Annotated in this window: 12 protein-coding genes and 1 pseudogene; 11 read left to right on the top strand and 2 right to left on the bottom strand. The window is 39.5% G+C overall.

The window, feature by feature from the left end; translation table 11 throughout:
* Positions 1-24: 24 nt before the first annotated feature.
* From G9H60_RS08475 to G9H60_RS08430, 10 genes and pseudogenes are all read left to right on the top strand, one after another.
* Positions 25-4686 carry a hypothetical protein gene (locus tag G9H60_RS08475; protein WP_223143624.1) on the top strand — a complete coding sequence of 1554 codons (4662 nt, stop codon included), beginning with the start codon at positions 25-27 and terminating at the stop codon, positions 4684-4686.
* Position 4687: 1 nt separating this feature from the next.
* Positions 4688-5479 (top strand): lysophospholipid acyltransferase family protein, encoded by a 792-nt coding sequence (locus tag G9H60_RS08470; RefSeq protein WP_223143623.1) that lies wholly within the window; start codon positions 4688-4690, stop codon positions 5477-5479.
* Between the two features lie 3 nt (positions 5480-5482).
* Positions 5483-6172 carry a DNA repair protein RecO gene (gene recO, locus G9H60_RS08465; protein WP_262899998.1) on the top strand — a complete coding sequence of 230 codons (690 nt, stop codon included), beginning with the start codon at positions 5483-5485 and terminating at the stop codon, positions 6170-6172.
* Positions 6139-7620 (top strand): M61 family metallopeptidase, encoded by a 1482-nt coding sequence (locus G9H60_RS08460; protein ID WP_223143621.1) that lies wholly within the window; start codon positions 6139-6141, stop codon positions 7618-7620. Before recO ends, G9H60_RS08460 begins: the two co-directional genes overlap by 34 nt.
* Before the next feature lie 109 nt (positions 7621-7729).
* On the top strand, positions 7730-8080 hold the full coding sequence (locus G9H60_RS08455; RefSeq protein WP_223143620.1) for a helix-turn-helix domain-containing protein: 351 nt from the start codon (positions 7730-7732) through the stop codon (positions 8078-8080).
* Between the two features lie 38 nt (positions 8081-8118).
* Positions 8119-9090 carry a porphobilinogen synthase gene (hemB, locus tag G9H60_RS08450; protein WP_223143619.1) on the top strand — a complete coding sequence of 324 codons (972 nt, stop codon included), beginning with the start codon at positions 8119-8121 and terminating at the stop codon, positions 9088-9090.
* 4 nt (positions 9091-9094) lie between these two features.
* Positions 9095-10261, top strand: a complete 1167-nt coding sequence (locus G9H60_RS08445; protein ID WP_223143618.1) for an AIR synthase related protein — start codon at positions 9095-9097, stop codon at positions 10259-10261.
* A 126-nt stretch (positions 10262-10387) separates the two neighbouring features.
* Positions 10388-10702 carry a 50S ribosomal protein L21 gene (gene rplU / locus G9H60_RS08440; protein WP_129027216.1) on the top strand — a complete coding sequence of 105 codons (315 nt, stop codon included), beginning with the start codon at positions 10388-10390 and terminating at the stop codon, positions 10700-10702.
* Between the two features lie 39 nt (positions 10703-10741).
* A pseudogene (gene rpmA / locus G9H60_RS13440) lies at positions 10742-10999 on the top strand (50S ribosomal protein L27); the annotation flags it as partial.
* Positions 11000-11262: 263 nt separating this feature from the next.
* The gene (locus tag G9H60_RS08430) at positions 11263-11853 is read left to right on the top strand and encodes a NifU family protein (RefSeq protein WP_223143616.1); all 591 of its coding nucleotides are present in this window, start codon (positions 11263-11265) and stop codon (positions 11851-11853) included.
* Between the two features lie 69 nt (positions 11854-11922).
* On the opposite strand, the gene G9H60_RS08425 is transcribed toward G9H60_RS08430, so the two are convergent.
* Positions 11923-12600, bottom strand: a complete 678-nt coding sequence (locus tag G9H60_RS08425; RefSeq protein ID WP_223143615.1) for an HAD family hydrolase — start codon at positions 12598-12600, stop codon at positions 11923-11925.
* A 91-nt stretch (positions 12601-12691) separates the two neighbouring features.
* Positions 12692-13453 carry a triose-phosphate isomerase gene (tpiA, locus tag G9H60_RS08420; RefSeq protein ID WP_223143614.1) on the bottom strand — a complete coding sequence of 254 codons (762 nt, stop codon included), beginning with the start codon at positions 13451-13453 and terminating at the stop codon, positions 12692-12694.
* 141 nt (positions 13454-13594) lie between these two features.
* On the opposite strand from tpiA, the gene G9H60_RS08415 reads away from it, so the two are divergent.
* Entirely contained in the window at positions 13595-16735 is a 3141-nt protein-coding gene (locus tag G9H60_RS08415; RefSeq protein WP_223143613.1) for a glycoside hydrolase family 3 N-terminal domain-containing protein, read from the top strand.
* Position 16736 lies beyond the last annotated feature (1 nt).

The following is a 16736-nucleotide window of genomic DNA, read 5'->3' as shown; positions in this document are numbered from 1 at the left end:
GCTTATCCCTAGGTTTAGCTGAATATGTTTCGAACCCTACTTTTCTTTGTTTTTGTTTGGTTGGGGGTGAGTTTATCCACTCAGGCACAAAAATTTTCCAATTCCAAAGGAGATTTTTCTACTGAGGTTAAAAACTGGATGCTGTTGAGTAGAAATAAAGAAGCGCCAGCTGTTGCCGAATTGTGGATGACAAAATGGCCTTATTCTAATTTAAATGCTTCAGAACAAAATCAGTTTGAAAAACTGGTAAAAACCATGCCCTCCATGGGCTTTAAATCTCCTCAATTAGCCTACTTATTCATACGCTGTACGGTTCAGTTTAGTGATGATGCGGAAGCATTAAAAAGCCTTATCCAAGTTTGGGAGAAATTAGTTGAAAAGAAGGATTTTCGCACGGCTTTAAGCTTGGCAGAAACGGTGGAAAATTGGCAATATAACCAGCAGATACCAGGTTTGGCTTCTATGTCCATTCGTGTAAAAGGAAGATTGCTTGTTACTTGGCCTAGTGGTGTCTTACAAGCAGATTCTTTGGGTCAGAAATCTCTTGACAACGATGGCTGGGATACCCCGGGTTCATCAGAGGTTGAAGCACCTAATGCTTCGGATAAAAATTGGCTTGTTGAGACAAAAACAGGTGGACCAGTGCTTTTGTGGAAGTTTCCAGAACTCAACTATAAAACAGGCAGAGATAGCCTTTATTTCTCGCCAAAAACCTTTGAATGGTCCGTAGTAAATAAAATTGGAAAAGGAACAGATGCGGAAATTTCTGGAGAATTACTGGGTTATCTTGATGCTAAATGGAAAATTAAATCATTTGAAATCCTGCCTAAAAGGGGGCAAATAGTTGGCCTAGATGGCGATTGGATTCAATTGGAAAAGAATTTGGCGGGGAAAGGAAAACTCAGTTTGAAAAGAAAATCAAATTCTAGCATTTTCCCATTTGAATTTCGTTCCATTGATGTCATGGCTTCCCCCATTCAAGAGAAGTCGTGGAGAGCTAATGGACGTTTATGGATTTTGGGAAATAAGCGAGGCTTGATTTCTTCTACGAGCCAATCGGCTTATTTTCAAGTGCTCTCTAACAAACAGGTAGTTGGACAGATAAAAACGAAATTAATGTGGCTCAGTGCCGAAGGAAATGTAAGTATTCCTGAAGGTCAATTTGCGGCCTATATTGGTAGTAGGGATACTTTACAGCATCCGAGCATTCGGGCAAATTGGTACCCACTTCAAGAACTATTGCATATTCGGAAAATTGATGTAGGCCCAATGGAGCGCCTTCTATTTGAAGATACATACCATCAAGTGCGGATTTCTGCGGATTTAGCTATTTTAAATCCAGAAACAAAAAAGGTAGATTTTTTCCGATTATCTGGAAAAAATCAAGTTCCAGCTTGGGTAGAATCCTTTGATTATTTTGAAGAAAGCCGATTGACTGCCTTACAGGGTATTTTAAATTATAACCCTTTGCGAATTCTATATAATCAAATCATAGAGACGAAAAGTCCCCAGGTTTATCTTCGGGATATTGCAATCAAATATAAACGTGATTATGCCTCATTGAAATCAGGGTTTATGATGTACCGAGATGCGGGTTATATCTTGTATCGGGATGATACGGATCAGATTTCTTTTACTAACATGGGTCGTCATTATGCGCTGGTCCAATTTGAAAAAAAGGATTTTGATCGATTTTATGTGGCTTCTTTTGCTGACATGATTGAGAAAGATTCGGCCAATATAAGCCTTGAGCTTTCTAGACAAAGGTTGATAGTTCGGGGAATCGATGAAATACGGGTTTCAGATTCTTTGAAGGCTAATTTTGTACCACAAAATAAACAAATCGTCTTTACCAAAGGGCGCGACTTTGATTTTCAGGGAGAGATTAAAGTGGGGAATTATCAATTTAGAGGCCCAAACTTCCAGTTCAATTTTGCTGATTTTACGGTCAATTTTCCAAAAATTGATTCCATTACTTTTTTACCTCGTTTAAAGGATGGTTCATTAGGAACAAGAGAGTTAGGCGGTCATTTTAAGTATGAGTCGGGTATGTTGCAATTAAGTCCACCGAATAATAAATCGGGTCGATTAGGTGTAGCGGCATATCCCAAGTTAATTATACCTAAAGGAGTGACAACCTATTTTGATGAATCTTGGCGGGCTCAAGGTTTGTATGGGAAAAAGTATTACTTCAAGGTACCACGAATTGAATTGGATAGCCTATTGTTGAAAGACATCACCTTCGATGGAAGTTTTTTTTCCGATGGATTATTACCTGTGTTAAAAACCAAATTAGAATTGATGCCTGATCAATCTTTTGGATTTAAGTATACTGTCAAAAGCCCTTTAGATATTTACAAAAGTCAAGCCAAGTTTACCTTACAAGAGGCATTAATTATGGACCGGGAAGGGCTGCATGCATCGGGTAATTTGGGTATTTGGGGTTTAAGTTCCAACACCAAAATCACCACTTTTTATCCCGATTCATTAGTAGCTAAAGGGATTGAAGGAAAATTAGTCAGTATGTATCAGGGTAAAAATGTTTTTCCAACAGCCAGTTTTGGAGCACATCATTTACATTGGTATCCCGCCGTGGATAGCTTGTGGATTTATCCTCAGAAAAATAGAATTAGCTTGTTTAATAACCAGATTCAATTGGCGGGTAATTTAGGTTTTCATCAAAAAAAGGTATTTGGACAGGGTCAAGTTTTCTATGGTGATGGGGTATTTAGTTCTCAGAATTTTGTGTTTAGCTCCAATGCATGGCAAAGTGATTTAAGTGATGTGAAGATTGGTCGTCAAATGAATTTATTTAAACCGTCTGTATATGCGCAATCCATTTCGGTGGAGGCAGTTATGGGCTCACAAAAAGTGATCATGCGTGCTAAGAAATCCAAGGCATTATCAGATGAGAATAGTACCTTGTTATTTCCGTTCATTGGTTATCAAAGTACTATTTCTGAAGCAACTTGGGACTTGGCTGCTCAGCGTTTTAAGCTCTCAGGAAAATCTGGCTTTGAGCTAAGTCAGTGGTCAGCAGATTCCACCATGTTCAGTCAGGATTCTACTACTTTACAAAAGAAAATCGCCTTTTCTGACAAGGGGCTTATTCGAGCTAGTACGGCAGATTATGATTTGAAAGCTCAGTTATTACAATTGGGAGGGGTTAAACAAGTGGGTATTGGACCGGCCTATGTTTTCCCAGCTAAAGGATTATTGGCCATTCAGAAGGATGGTCAGTTTAAGCCATTTGTAGGGGCGAGGGCTTTATTGGACCCAGATAATAAGCGACATGTTTTGAGTGATTTGCAAGTTAGCGAAGCAAATGCCGATGGATGGAAAGGAGAGGCGACTTACTTATTACCTCGTGCATCGGGAGATAGTACCAAGATAAAAATGCGGAATTTTAGCTTTGTAGAGGAGCCGGCTACAGCCAAAAAAGCAGCGGAAAAATTCATACAAGCAGAAGCTGTTTTAAGCGAAAAGGTACCATTGGCCCTATCAGCACATCAACAATTTAAAGGAGAAATTTTCTTTAAATCCAATCAGGAATTTTTGAATTTTAAAGGATTTATTCGTCCTGTTATTGGCCTTTCAAACTTTAAGGCGGCATGGATTCCATTTGAAAATCAAGGAGGAGAATCCCCTAATTTAAAGTTGAATCCAAGTTTACGGGATGAGGCAGGCAGACCTGTTACGGCGGGAATATTTATTAATGCGGATAATAAATTGTACCCTACGTTTTTGGGGCCACAATCGGACGACCTAGATCCGGTTTTGTATAGTGCCGAAGGAGAGGTTTTGGAAGAGAAAGAATTTTATCAAGTGAAGGGCAAGCAAAGTGACATGAAGCTATTTGTAAAAGAGCGACGATTGGAAGCAGAAGGGGCAGTCCAATTGTTTACAGGTAATAAGCTGCTAACGTCCTTTGGTAAAATATCTATGTCAACAGACACATTGATTCCTCGTTTAGAAACCTGGACCAGTTTACAGTTTCCTTTTGCCCCTACGATACTAAAAATCATGGGAGATCGCATAGTGAAGCACAATTTGGAAGAGGGATTGAGTACGGCTTCGGCAGATGAACCAGAAATGCGGGATGATTATTTAAAGAGAGCGGAACAGGTTTTGGGTAAAGTGATACCAGAATCCATAAAATCTAAAATGGATCAAAACCATTTGGCGTTGGATAAGGTTTCTTTGGAGTTCACGAAGTCCATCAATTTTTCAGCGGTGAAATGGGCTTGGTCCCCTAATTTGAGTGCTTTTTACTCTTTGGGAGGAATCCCATTAGTGAATGTCGGGCCTGTGGATGTGAATAGTACGCTGAAAGGCTACATGGAGGTAATCAAGAAACCAAGTAAAGAAGAGTTTTATGGTTATTGGGAATTATCCGAAGATCTTTGGTATTATTTTGCGTATTTTAACGGAGAGTTAGGGGTTTATTCCTCGGATAATCAATTTTTAGCTGCCGTTAGAGAGGCTGTTAAAAATGAAAAGAAAGATAAAAAAGAGGGTGAAGTTCGCGTGGTAGAAGCGGCTAGTGATGAGAAGGCAGTATTTGTTAAGAAGTTTTTAACCTTGTACAGGCAAGAACCTCCGGTTAAAAAACAAGCACCTAAATCAAAAGCGGCACCTAAAGCAGCCCCAGCGGCAAAACCGAAAACGAAGTCAGGAGGATTTTAATATGGCATCAAAATTAACGCGCTTATTTCAATTTATGGATACGCTGGGTCTTGGAGAAAGAGATCCATTCGGTAATCCCATTGTGTTTAAGCGTATCATTATGGTGGTTCTGGGTTTTTTGACTTACAGTCGATTGGTCATGTACAACAAAACCAAAATCAAAGGGACTGAGCATTTGGATGAATTGCCCGAGCGAGGGGTTTTATTTTTATCCAATCACCAGACCTATTTTATGGATGTGATTTGTTTGTATCATATCTTTTTTTCGGTCAAATGGGGATTTAGAAATTCGGTTAATTATCCCATTTATTTGCTGGCACCGCGTTCCAATCTTTTTTATGTAGCAGCAGCTGAAACAATGAAGGATGATGGAATTTTGCCTAAAGTTTTTGCCCAAGCCGGCGCCATTTTGGTGAACAGATCTTGGCGAGCCAAAGGGGAAAATGTAAAGCGAGAAGTGGATTTAGAGGCGGTAGAAAAAATCAAGAAGGGATTGGGCTTTGGCTGGGTGATTAGTTTCCCACAAGGAACCACGAGGGCATTTGCCCCTCTTCGCAAAGGAACAGCCCATTTAATTAAAAGTACCAATCCCATTGTAGTTCCTGTGAGAATTAATGGATTTAGAAGGGCTTTTGACAAAAAAGGGCTTCTATTAAAAATGCGAAATACTCAATTAGAAGTTGAGTTTCGTCAACCTATTCAGTTTCAAGAACAAGATACGGTGGAGGCTATTTTAGACAAAATTGCATTCGAAGTAGGCTTAACTTTAGAAGAAGAAAACAAGATTGATTAGTCGATGCAGCGGAAAACGAGGGGTTTGGTCATTAACAACATGCGGTATCGTGAGACTTCCCTCCTGATTACCATATACACAGCAGAGTTTGGTATAGCTTCCTACATTGAAAATGGCGTTCGTTCCGCTAAGGCCAAGCATAAAATGGCACTTTTTCAGCCCTTGACATTATTGGATTTGGAAGTTTACCATAAACCAGGCAAAGGCTTGCATCGTATTTCTGAGGCCAAATGTTATTATCCATATCAGCAAATACCTTTTGATATCATTAAGTCCAGTATCGCACTGTTCTTAAGTGAGGTATTGGGAAAGGTTTTGAAAGAAGAGGAAGAGAACATTCCATTATTTGATTTTTTGGAGGAATCCTTCCAATTTTTGGATAAGGCGGAAGCCCATGTGGAAAATTTTCACATACAATTTTTATGGGAATTAAGTGCCTATTTGGGATTTGGGTCAAGCAGTTCGGTCGAGTTTTTTAGTCAAATGAGCCCTTGGATTGGAGTGGAAAAAACCGCTAGCCTATCACCTATTTTAGGAGAATTAATTGGGACTGGCTATGGGAAAACGGTTTCCATGACTAAATTACAGCGCAAGGAATTGGTGGCGATTATGTTGCAATATTATCAAATGCATATGGAGTCCATTGGTGAGATTCGTTCATGGCAGGTTTTACAAGAAGTGATGGCATCATGAAGCAAGTAGCATTTTATCAATTAACTCCTTCAGAAACGGAGGAGCATTTTTTGAACATCGTTTTTCGATTTCAAGTAGTTAATTCGGGTAATATCAAGTTGCAACTGCCTATTTGGCGACCAGGTAGGTATCAGGCTCAGCATTTTTCCAAGAACATACCACAGGTAAGAGCTTTTGATGAAACAGGAGATGAAATCAAGCTCAATAAAAAGGGCACTTCTGCTTGGGAATTTCAAGGAAAAGAAGGTCAAAATGTAGAAGTGCGATACGCCTATTATGCCCAACAAGCGGATGCTGGCGGATGCGTTTCGAATCAGGAAATGTTATATGTGAATTTCATTACCTGTTTGATGTTTGTATCAGGCCAAGAAGAGATTCCATGTGAAGTCAAGGTTGATATTCCGAAAGACTGGAAGGTATCTACTTCCTTGAAAGAGAAGAAATCGGGACTTTGGTCAGCTGCTACTTATCGTGAATTGGTGGATTCCACTTTCATGGCAAATGAGGAAATTTTTCAACATCATTGGGAATTGGGAGATGTTCATTTTTGGGCAGAGGGTATCGGCCCATCACCTGTTTTTCAAGTGAAATTATTGGAAGCCTATCGGAAAATATCGGCTTTCCAGTTGGAATGGATGAAACATTTTCCTGTTAGTGAATATCGGTTTCAGCATTGGATAAAGGAGGAGGCTTTTTACCATGGCGTGGAACATCGAAGTTCTACTATGATGGTTTTGGGCCCACCAGATCGGGATTTATATGATGATTTAATTGGTTTAGCTTCACATGAATTGTTTCACGTGTGGAATATCGCGACCATTCGACCTAAGGAATTATGGCCCTATCAATATGCGGAAGAAGTTTATTTTCCTACGGCCTGGTTTGTGGAGGGAGTGACCACTTATTTAGGAGATTGGTTTTTAGTGGCTTCTGGGGTATATCAAAAGGAAGAATATTTAGCATCACTTTTGGGGAATCTCAAATTGCATTTTGAGCGGGATGGAGCATCCAAGCAATCGCTGATTGAGAGTTCTATTGATTTGTGGTTGGACGGCTATGGAAAAGCTATTCCGGGCAAACGAGTTTCTATTTATTACAAAGGAGCAATTGTTGCTTTGGCAATGGATTTGATGATACGTAAGAAATTTGAGCATCGTAAATCGATACGGGATGTCATGGTTCTCATGAATGACAGGTTTGGTATCAAACAGCAAGGTTATGCTTTAGCGGATGTATACCAAGTCGTGGAAGAAGTGTATGAAGCTAGTTTGACTAATTTTTGGCATCTGTGGGTAGAGGGAAATGATCCATTGGAAGGCCCATTGAACGAGTTGTTGGATTTTGTAGGTTTGAAATTGGAGTCTTCCGATCAGGGATTATTATTGAATCAATTGAGTGAAGATTTTAACTTAGATTGTCAACACTGGCTTCAAGGGCTTATCAAGTAACTGATAAATGACAAAATTTGTCGTCAAACGATTGTAAATGTCATAAAAGTTTATTTTATGTCATTTTACGCACACAGTAATCCTCTAATTCTTTTGGAATTTTACTGCGATGAAAGACTTCGCAAAAAGCATTCGAAAAATTAGATCTGATAAAGGATATAGCCAAGATTACGTGGCGATGAAATTAAATATTTCGACATCTTCTTATTCTAAAATTGAGCGGGGTCAAACAGATCCCAATCTATCTCGAATGAAACAAATTGCGGAGGTTTTGGAATTTGATTTAGGAGAAATCCTAATGGAAAAGCCCGCATTGACCATTGGTAATACAAATGATGTAAATCCAAGTGAGGGCTATAGTTTTGTGATGCGTAAGGAATTTGATGAATCCTTGCGACTAATTCTGGATTTACAAAAGAAAATAGCCGAGCTGAGTGCTAAATTGGAGCAACGGGGTTAATTTTTATTCTGTAACTTTGCAAATAATTTGGATCAATCATGTTGCAAAGACCTCGTAGAAATCGTCAAAGTGCCGTAATCCGTTCCATGGTGGAAGAAAATCGATTATCTGTTAAAGATATGATGTTTCCGCTTTTTGTGATGGAGGGGCAAAATACCCAAACGGAGATTTCTTCCATGCCGGGAATTTATCGGTTTACCTTAGATTTATTGTTGGCAGAAATTGAATCCTGTGTCAAACTGGGTATTCAGTCCTTTGCTTTGTTTCCTCAAATTCCTGAATCTAAAAAGGATTCTATGGCTACTGAGAGTTATAGAAAAGGCAATATTTACACGGAATCCATTTATGAAATCAGTAAACGATTCCCTGAAATCAGCTTATTGACGGATGTGGCGATGGATCCATATAGTTCGGATGGGCATGATGGAATCGTCAAAGATGGTCAGATTTTAAATGATGAAACCTTGCCAGTATTGGCCAAAATGGCCATTGCTCAGGCACAGGCAGGAAGCAAATTGATCGGACCATCGGACATGATGGATGGTCGAGTAGGATATTTGCGTCAAGCTTTGGATGAGGCGGGCTTTTCTCAAGTGGGCATCATGGCCTATACGGCTAAATATGCTTCGGCATTTTATGGACCATTCCGAGATGCCTTGGAATCTGCGCCTAAGTTTGGGGATAAAAAAACCTATCAAATGAATCCTGCGAATCGTCGGGAGGCATTGATTGAGGCAGAATTAGATGAAATGGAGGGGGCTGATTTTTTAATGGTGAAACCTGCTTTGGCCTATTTGGATATCATTTCCTTATTGAAAGAAAATAGTCATTTACCGATTGCCGCCTACAATGTTTCAGGAGAATATGCCATGGTAAAGGCAGCCGCCCAAAACGGCTGGATTGATGGAGAAAAGGCTATGTTGGAGAGTTTATTATCGATTAAGCGAGCAGGAGCTCAGGTTATTTTGACCTATTTTGCTAAAGAGTTTGCACAATTAAAATTAGCGTAATTATATGTCCTCAGATCGTTATTTACAAAGAGGGGTTTCTGCATCAAAAGACGATGTACATAAGGCCATATCGACCTTAGATAAAGGATTATTCCCAAAAGCATTTTGCAAAATTTCTCCTGATATGTTGGGAGGAGATGAGGCATATTGCAATATCATGCATGCGGATGGAGCAGGTACAAAATCCTCTTTGGCATACCTCTACTGGAAAGAAACAGAAGATATTTCTGTTTGGAGAGGTATTGCACAGGATGCGGTGGTGATGAATACGGACGACTTAATTTGTGTGGGAGCAACAGACCATATGTTATTATCCAGCACGATTGGTCGGAATAAAAATTTGATCCCTGGGGAAGTAATTGCTGAGATTATTCAAGGTACGGAAGAGGTGCTTCAAATGCTTCGTGATAATGGGATAGGTATTTACAGTACCGGAGGAGAAACGGCAGATGTGGGGGATTTGGTACGAACCATCATTGTGGATAGCACGGTAGTAGCTCGTTTAAAACGCTCCGATGTAGTTTCTAATGAGCATATTCAAGCAGGTGATGTCATCATCGGTTTGGCCTCTGATGGTCAAGCTAATTATGAGAAAACTTATAATGGTGGAATGGGAAGTAATGGCCTGACATCGGCGCGTCATGATGTATTAGGGCACTATTTAGCGAGTCAATACCCAGAAAGTTTTGATCCTCAAGTTCCTCGTGATTTGGTTTATTCCGGTTCCAGAAGGTTAGAAGAGGCAGTTGCGGGTACACCTATGAATGTAGGGCAATTGATTTTATCTCCTACCAGAACTTATGCTCCGGTGATTAAAGCGATATTAGAAGAGTTGCGTCCACATTTGCATGGTATGGTCCATTGTTCTGGTGGTGCGCAAACCAAAGTGATGCATTTTGTTGATCAAGTACATATCATTAAAGATCAATTATTTCCGGTTCCTGCTTTATTTGAGATGATTCAAAAAGAGAGTGGAACAAGTTATCAGGAAATGTATCAGGTGTTCAATATGGGACACCGGTTGGAGATTTATGTTAATCCTAAGTTTGCCGATCAGATTATTCAGATTTCTCAAAGCTTTGGTATACCAGCTCAAGTGATTGGTCGTGTGGAATCTTCTCCAAGCAAGAAGTTGACTATTCGAAGTGAATTCGGTGAGTTTGTGTATTAATCACAATTAAATCAAGGGCTTACTTGCAAGTTTGCCAATAACTTTTTATATTTGCACCCCCATTTAAAAGGCTTTTGAAAGGTATTCCTAGCCTCGTGGGATTGTTTCACTTAAATACATAAAAGAATGTACGCAATCGTAGAAATTGCCGGGCAGCAATTTAAAGTAGAAAAAGACCGTTCCGTTTATACCCACCGTTTGGCGGGCGAGGAAGGCGCTGCACTGGTTTTCGACAAGGTTTTACTTGTTGACAAAGACGGAGATGTGACCGTTGGAGCCCCTACTGTAGAGGGAGCTAAAATCACAGGAAAAATTGTAGCTCACGTTCGTGGCGAGAAAGTCTTGGTTTTCAAGAAGAAGCGCAGAAAGAGTTACCAAAAAATGAATGGTCACCGTCAAGATTTGACGAAGGTTTTGATCGAGTCAATTTCTTTAAAATAATTGTTTAATCAACGTTTTATACGTTTAACATAATAAAACATGGCACATAAAAAAGGGGCCGGATCATCCAAAAACGGTCGCGAATCGCATAGTAAACGACTTGGCGTTAAGTTATTTGGTGGCCAAGCAGTTATCGCAGGTAACATTATTGTTCGTCAAAGAGGAACAGCTCACAATCCAGGATTGAATGTTGGTGTAGGAAAAGATCATACTTTATTTGCTTTATCTGATGGTGTTGTAACCTTCAAAAAAGGATTTAAAGGCCGTTCTTTCGTTCACGTATTGCCTATCGCTGCAAGTGCAGTAGCTGCTGATAAACCAGCGGTTGCTAAAGCTCCAGCGAAGAAAGCAGCTCCAGCTCCAAAAGCTGAGGTAGCAGTGGTGGAAGCCGCTGTAGAAGCAGCTCCAAAAGCAAAGAAAGCTCCAGCAAAGAAAGCAGCTCCAGCAGCTGAGTAATTTGTCTGATTGATATTAAAAGAACCTGGTGTTTCTACATCAGGTTTTTTTTGTGCGTTTGAAACCAAAAAGCACCTACCTTTGTTGGGTTAAATAAAAATTCTATGCTGCAATCTCAGATACATATATACACCGAGTCAACGCCCAATCCACAATCCATGAAATTTGTTTTCAATGTGGAATTATTGCCTGATGGCATGTCGTTTGATTATATTCAACCCGCTGATGGATTAACCAAAGAGAAAAATTCACCTTTAGCTGTGGCTTTATTTGGATTTGATTTTGTGAAACGCGTGTTCATCACAAGTAATTTTGTCACTTTAACAAAAGCGGAACATGTGCTTTGGGAGGATGAACTTTTTGGAATCAAGCAATATTTGAAAAAGTATTTTGAAGAGAAGCGCCCGATTTTTAGTTTACCTGAAAGTGCTATATCTGAGTCTGATGCCGAGGAGTCTGAGGTGATTGCGAAAATCAAAGAGGTATTGGAGCAATATGTGAAACCAGCTGTTGAATCAGACGGCGGGGCTATCTCTTTTTATTCTTTTGATGAGGAGTCGGGCCAAGTAAAAGTATTATTGCAAGGATCTTGCTCGGGTTGTCCATCATCTACCATGACTTTAAAGGCCGGTATTGAGGCTTTAATGACACGCATGGTCCCTCAGGTGAAGGAAGTTGTCGCCGAAGGTGTTTAATCAGTTTCTTGGACAAGAAAAAATCAAATCTTTCGTTAACCTTGACAGCGTTCCAAACGCTGTCAAGGTTTAGAGAAAATTCAAAATTTCAAGCATTTCATTCACTTCACGGAAGTTTTCATGAATGATCTGATGTGACACTTGTTCATGTGCCCAAGTCGTGTGAAAAGGTACATGAATGCCATGTCCACCAATAGCCAAAACTGGCAAAATATCCGATTTTAAGGAATTACCAATCATCAGAAATTCGTTTGTTTGAATATCTAGATGATGGATTAATTTTAAATAATCATGTTCCTTTTTGTTGGACATGATTTCAATGTGGTGGAAGTATTTTTCTAATCCAGATTTGGCTAGTTTCCTTTCTTGGTCCAATAAGTCGCCTTTGGTTGCCACGACTAAACGATATTTTTGGGATAAAGCACCTAATACTTCTTCCACACCCGGTAAAATTTCAATCGGCTTATGGATTAATTCTTTTCCAATAGCCAAAATACGTTCAATTCCATCCAGTCCAATTGTTCCTTTAGAAATTCGAGTGGCAGTTTCAATCATGGACAACATAAACCCTTTAACACCATACCCATAGGTATCAAGGTTATCCATTTCTGTTTTGAAAAGCTCCTGTGAAGTACTGTGAATGGGTAGAAAATCTTCCATCATTTGGCAGAAGTGTTGTTCTGCCTCACTGAAATAGGGCTCATTGACCCATAATGTATCATCCGCATCAAAGGCGATAACTTTCATATATCAGTTTGTTGGATAAGAAAATAAGAAGAATTTCGTTAACCTTGACAGCGTTTGGAACGCTGGCAAGGTTTAGAAAAAATCAATTTTTTTAGAAAGACTTAGCAATCGTAATGAAATCACCGGCTTTTAATGAAGCACCACCGATTAATCCACCATCTACATCAGCACAAGCAAATAATTCTGCCGCATTTTGTGCATTACAACTTCCTCCATACAAGATAGAACAAGCATCTGCTACCGTCTGACCGTATTTACCAGCAATATGTTGACGTAAATAAGCATGCATTTCTTGAGCTTGAGCAGAAGATGCTGTTAATCCAGTACCAATAGCCCAAATTGGCTCATAAGCAATCACTACTTGTCCAAATGCCTCAGCACTTAAATGAAACAAACTTTCTGTTAATTGTTGAGCTACAAACGCTAAAAATTCACCACCCTCACGTAACTCTAGGCTCTCTCCACAGCAAAAAATGGGAGTCAGTTTATTTTCTAATGCAGCATCCACTTTAGCTGCTAATTGAGCATTACTTTCTTGAAAATACTGTCTGCGCTCTGAATGTCCTAAAATAACATAGGGAACACCAGCAGAAGCCAACATAGGAGCAGAAATTTCGCCTGTATAGGCACCAGAAGCCTTTTCATGGCAATTTTGTGCAGATACAGATAAATTAGTAATTCCTTCAGTTGCTTTATTTACTTCAGAAATAAACAGTGATGGAGGTGCCATAATCACCTGTACGTTGGATGGTACATCCGATTTTACTAATGCCGCTACTTCAGCAGCTAATGCAACAGCCTCAGCCGCTGTTTTATTCATTTTCCAGTTTCCTGCAACAATCTTTTTTCTCATACGTTCATCTTTTTTGGTGTGCAAAATTACAATTCCTTTCTGGCTTAAGAAAAATTACTACGAAAAATCAATCCCAAAGCCCCAAAGATTCAGGCTTTTGCCGTATTTTCACAGCTTGGTATTTTCAAATTCGACCGTTTCATGAAACTTCAAATCAAAGCCATCTGCGCAAGTCTGCTTCTCTTATTTTTAGTTAGCATCGCTTCTTCTAGCTTGGCGCAATCCAGTTTATTTCCTCATGCCAAACAGAAATGGGTGGATTCCGTTTATGCTACTTTAAGCTTAGACCAAAAAATTGGTCAAGTATTAATGCCTCGTGGAAATACAGGGCCTATTTATGATACTGCCCGCCTGAATTCCATTGTGAGAGACTATCATGTGGGTGGATTTGTGTTTTTTGCTGGTTATCCTACTAATCAAGCTAGACTTGTCAATAAATTACAAGCCATGTCCAAAGTTCCTCTTTTCATTGGTATGGACTTGGAATGGGGCTTAAACATGCGTTTGGATTCAACGGTTCGTTATCCCTATCAAATGACGCTCGGAGCTATGCAAGGGAATGATGCCTTGATCGAGAAGATGGGTTTTCAAATAGCGCAGCAATGTAAACGTATGGGTGTTCATATTAATTATGCACCTGTGGTGGATGTCAATAATAATCCCAATAACCCAGTCATTAATTTTCGATCATTTGGAGAAGACCGTGATCTAGTAACTCAAAAAGCATTGGCCTATATGCGAGGTCTTCAAAAAGGAGGAGTAATTACCTCAGCAAAACACTTTCCAGGTCATGGTGATACTGGGACCGATTCTCATTATGACCTACCCATCTTAAGCCACAGTAGAAGCAGATTGGACAGTTTAGAATTATTCCCTTATCGTGAATTAATTCAAAAAGGTTTGCAAGGTATCATGGTAGGGCATTTAAATATTCCTTCTTTAGATACCACAGCAAGCTTGGCATCCACCCTTTCAAAACCGATTGTCAAAGGTTTATTACGCGATGAATTGAAATTTGAAGGATTGGTATTTACTGATGCCATGGACATGAAAGGAGCTACCAAAATGTTTCCAGAAGGTACGGCCAATGTGAAAGCCATCTTAGCTGGGAATGATATTTTAGAAACTTTTGTGGATGTTCCGTCTGCTTTTAATGCCATCAAAAAGGCGATTACTTCTGGTGAATTGACGGAAGAAGATTTGAACTTTCGGGTTAAGAAAATATTGAATGCCAAGGCCTGGGCAGGTTTAGACCAGTATCAACCCATTGTCCTTGAAAACCTGATTGAGGATTTGAACCCGATTCATTCAGAAGTTTTAAATAAACAATTGGCTGAAAAAACAGCTACCGTGCTGAAGAACACAGACAATCTGATTCCTTTACGAAATTTACAGCAATTGAAAGTGGCCACTTTAGCTATTGGTAAGGCCAATTATGGAAGTACTTTCCCGACGGAGTTTCAAAAAATGGCTCAAAACTACATGGAAATGGATCATTTTTATGTAGATGAGACGAGTGCTGATACTACGATAGCTAATACCCAAACAAAATTAAATGCATACGATGTCGTGCTTTTGGGAATTCATGGAACTTCCATTCGTCCAGCTAATAATTACAGCATCAAGGCCCCAATCAAAACCTTGGTGGACCGTTTTATAAGCCCTAAGACTGTAGTGGTGCATCTAGGTAATGCTTTTACCCTAACCAAGTTTGATTCCTTGCAAAAAGCCGCTGCTTTGATAACCATGTATCAAGATGGGATAGCCCAACAAGAAGTGGCGGCTCAATTGATTTTTGGTGGTTTGGCCGCTTCGGGGAAATTTCCTGTGACTTTAAATGCCAAGTATATTCGCGGAATGGGGGTTTCTACACCAACTTTAGCGCGTTTACAATACAACGTTTTGCCTGAGGCAGTGGGACTGCAAAGTACCTACTTAAATAAGCAAGTGGATTCTCTAGCCAAATTAGCCATTCAAATAAAAGGAGCCCCAGGTGTTGTGGTTTTAATTGCCAAAGAAGGCAAAGTGATTTATCACAAAGCCTTTGGAAATCAAACCTATGAATCCAGTATTCCATTACGCAAATCAGATATTTTTGACTTAGCTTCTATTACTAAAATATCCACCTCCATTCCTGCTTTAATGAAATGGGAAGATGAAGGAAAATTTTCACTTCAAGAAGGTATGGGCGCTTTAATTCCTGATTTAAAAGCATCCAATAAAGCGAATTTGAAATACATAGATGTACTAACTCATCAGGCTAGATTAAGAGCTTGGATTCCGTTTTGGCAAGAATATGTAGATAGCACAGACATGATTTTTCATAGTAAGAAATTCAATGAGCGATTTGCCAAAAAAGATTTGAAAACCACAGTCGTGGAGAAATTTATCACCAAAACGCAAGGTGAAGACCGTGTGAAAGCATTGATTAAGCAGCAGTATAAAATGCTTTGGGATAGTTGCGTGGACATTAAATCTGAAGTTACTCGTTGGAAACCCAAAACGATCTCTTATCAATATTCCGAGGAATATCCGATTAAGATTACAGATAATTTATGGGGACATAGCAGTTTGTCTAGCCAATTGTTTGCCGCTATTAAAAACTCACCTTTAAGAGAAAAGAAAGAATATGTATACTCAGATCTTTCTTACTACTATTTACCGCGAGTTTCTCCACGAATGTCAGGCAAAGAGTGGACGGAATTTTTATCGGACACTTTTTATAAACCTTTAGGAGCAAGTACTTTGGTTTACCAGGCAGATAAGCATTTCCCCATGGATAGAATTGTGCCTACGGAATACGATTCTTTGTTTAGAAAGACCTTAATTCATGGAAAAGTGCATGATGAGGGAGCGGCACTTTTAGATGGAATAAGTGGTCATGCTGGTTTATTTGGGAATGCCAATGACTTAGCTAAATTGATGCAAATGTATTTGCAAAGAGGATATTATGGAGGCCAACAGTTTATCAAGGAAGAAACCATGAGAACGTGGTCATCTTATCCATTCTCGATAGATGAGAACTCGCGTAGGGGAATTGGTTTTGATAAACCTGACCGCAGGAAACCTGGGATTTCCGCGGCGGCTTCGGCTAGTGCAGAAAGTTTTGGTCATTCAGGATTTACGGGTACATATACTTGGATAGATCCTGCACATGATTTGGTTTATGTCTTTTTATCTAATCGGGTATATCCAACCCGAAATAATAGTAAGATTAGTGATATGAATATTAGGACAGGGATCAATGAAGTAATTTATCAAGCCATCAAGAAAGGAAACTAAA

This window comes from Aquirufa aurantiipilula, assembly GCF_019923745.1.
Lineage (GTDB): Bacteria > Bacteroidota > Bacteroidia > Cytophagales > Spirosomataceae > Aquirufa > Aquirufa aurantiipilula.
The sequence above is the reverse complement of the archived record's forward strand: the minus strand, read 5'-3'. Positions and strand labels throughout refer to the sequence as shown.